Below are 2345 nucleotides of genomic sequence, written 5' to 3'. Positions count from 1 at the left end.
GTCGACCAACAATACATGCACGCTGGCGACCTACTATGCTTAGTTAGAAAGCCAACAGTCAAAATAGTTGCAAAAGATTAATAATTAAATGGTTTTATTGCAATCGACCTGCCCCTACAAATATTTAAATTAAGGTACTTATGGAAAATCAAGCCTGAATGGGTGCCGGTCGATGAATTTAAGTTGATCAATCCGCCAGTGCTCGCCGTATTCATGACGGATGAAAGCAATGGTCGCGAAGTAACGCTACCTGCGAGCGATTCCGAAGAAGCGCAGAAAGTGTATGAGCAAGGATTGCAGATGTTCAACGATGGACAGACGCGCGAAGCTTTCGAGACATTCGTTCGAGCGACGGAGATTGATCCAAACTGCGTAGATGCTTGCGTTGCGTTGGCACGCTCCTTTCTCACCATGGACGGCCAAAAATATTCTGATGAAGCATTCTTCTACGGAGAGCAAGCATACAGTGCCGATCCTAACAATCCAAAGGCGCGAAACGTGGCATCCAGCGCGAACTTCGAGAAGGGCAAGATGGCTTGGGACACACAGAATTGGGATGGAGCAGTCCGTTATTTCAAGCGCGCCTATGAACTTGAGCCAAAGGCAGAAACACTGTCCGCATTGGGTTACTGTGCAGAAAAGGCCAATATGCTCGCTGATTTTGCTGACGTTTGCGACAAACGCCTCAAGCAGCAGCCAGACGACCACCCGGTCAAGTATATCCTCGGCAGAAGTTATGCGAAAATGGCCATCGACGGCTCTTCAGCACCCGACATGGCTTGGATTCGCACCGAGAGGTTACGCCGCGCCGAAGTCCAGCTAATGGATTATCTTGCCACCGATTCACTAAACGGCCATGCCAATTATTGGTTGGGCATCGTTTATTTTATGACTGATCGACTAGATGAGGCTTCGCACATAGTAGCTAAACTCCAAAAAATCGACCCGGATAGGAGTAAAGAATTAGAGGAGTTCCTGGCGGGCTAACTGGGGCCAATTCAATGCTATCTTTAACTCGTGCTTGGGTATCGAAAGGCGGCGCGATATCTGAAGCTTGCACTTGCCGCAAAGGTGATAAGCATGGCCGACCAAATATGCCTGAAGTGTGGTAGAGGGGAATATGATTCAAAAAAGACCACCTGCAGGGACTGCGGTGGAACCTTGTGGTTTCCTCAAAATGTGGGAGGGAAGCCTGGTAACACTAGCGTTGATGAAGCGAGAAGATTAATCAAGTCCGGAAAGAAGCCTTGGGAGAAAGCATAAGCCAGCGAGCCAACCTGCTGGGTTGCCGCGCCATGACGGGCGAGTGCTTAATGCAGAACCTCGTTGATGTCCGCGGCCGTCAGGATGCGATCCGACCATGCCAATAGCGTGTCGGCGTCGGCGTTCCGGATTCGCTCGCCCTGTTGCTCCGATACCGCACCGAATCTGCGCTCCAGGAGTCGCAGCAGCATGGCGGCCTCGCCGCGTTGCTCGCCGATCTGCTCAAACCTGGTCTGAAATGACACCATGGTTGCGGTCTCCTCGGGGTAGTCTTGTTGGTAGCGTTCACGCTCCGCATCGCTCAAAGCGGCGTAGATATGGACGAACCGGACGTATTTGAGTCGTTTCTCGGGATCGGGTGCCCGTGCCGACAAACCCCGCACCGCCCATGCGTAAACCGCGATGCGGTCCTCATCAGGACGGGTAGCGGTACGTCAGATAGGCGCACTCAGGGCATGTCATCTAACTTCATCGGCAGACAACGCCAGCCGGTCTTTGAACGCCTGATGGAGGCGATCGGACAGCCGAAACCCATGGTCGATCGATTCCTGCAAGAGTGCTTCGGCCATTTGCGGCGAAAGGATTCCCCGCTCTACCGCAAGCAACAGAACCCCGACCAGCCCCAACACCGGGATCTTCATCATCCGCTGACGATGGCAGCCATTCAGTTGCCGCCGAGCAGGGCGAGGGTCTCCAGGTCATCCGCCAGGTCGTAGTCGGCGATCGGGACCCCCAGGTCGGACAGGAGTCGCATCGTCTCCTCCCGCGATTTTTCAAACACCTGCGCCACTTGACCCAGGCTAAGATCGCCTGCCTGGAAGGAGCGCACCGCGATCCACTTCCTGAACCCCAGGTCAAGCAGGCCGTCATCGAAGGCGGCGGCGATCCCGATCGGTTTGCCGTGCCGGGTAATCAGCAGGTAGTCGCCGCTGTCGAGCGCCTTGCTGAGAGGGTATAGACAAAATCTACCTGGCCGATATTCTTGCGCGAGTTTACAAGAACGAGGCGCGCAACGATGTCGAAAGGTGGTCGGCCAAAGAAGATCAACGAGGGACAGTATGAGGTGTTGCGCCAGATCGTCG

General features: G+C 54.0%; 4 protein-coding genes. 1 reads left to right on the top strand and 3 read right to left on the bottom strand.

Annotated elements, in window-relative coordinates:
• The first annotated feature begins 162 nt into the window (after positions 1-162).
• Positions 163-987: a tetratricopeptide repeat protein gene (locus QZY48_RS11560; RefSeq protein ID WP_295431006.1), complete on the top strand. Its 825-nt coding sequence runs from the start codon at positions 163-165 to the stop codon at positions 985-987.
• Between the two features lie 323 nt (positions 988-1310).
• Here QZY48_RS11560 and QZY48_RS11555 read toward each other — a convergent pair whose 3' ends face one another.
• The 3 genes from QZY48_RS11555 to QZY48_RS11545 all read right to left on the bottom strand — a co-directional run.
• Complete coding sequence (locus QZY48_RS11555; RefSeq protein WP_295431005.1) at positions 1311-1646, bottom strand: DUF4351 domain-containing protein; 336 nt, start codon at positions 1644-1646, stop codon at positions 1311-1313.
• A 75-nt stretch (positions 1647-1721) separates the two neighbouring features.
• Positions 1722-1904 carry a DUF3368 domain-containing protein gene (locus QZY48_RS11550; protein WP_295431004.1) on the bottom strand — a complete coding sequence of 61 codons (183 nt, stop codon included), beginning with the start codon at positions 1902-1904 and terminating at the stop codon, positions 1722-1724.
• A gap of 23 nt (positions 1905-1927) precedes the next feature.
• Positions 1928-2345 (bottom strand): UPF0175 family protein (locus QZY48_RS11545; protein WP_295431003.1); only part of this gene is annotated, 418 nt, incomplete at its 5' end.

The organism is uncultured Thiodictyon sp. (genome assembly GCF_903828115.1).
Taxonomy (GTDB): domain Bacteria; phylum Pseudomonadota; class Gammaproteobacteria; order Chromatiales; family Chromatiaceae; genus Thiodictyon.
The sequence above is the reverse complement of the archived record's forward strand: the minus strand, read 5'-3'. Positions and strand labels throughout refer to the sequence as shown.

Bases quoted from the DNA above. Each gene is read 5' to 3' on its own strand.
- QZY48_RS11550 (WP_295431004.1), bottom strand. From the start codon at position 1,904: ATGAAGATCCCGGTGTTGGGGCTGGTCGGGGTTCTGTTGCTTGCGGTA.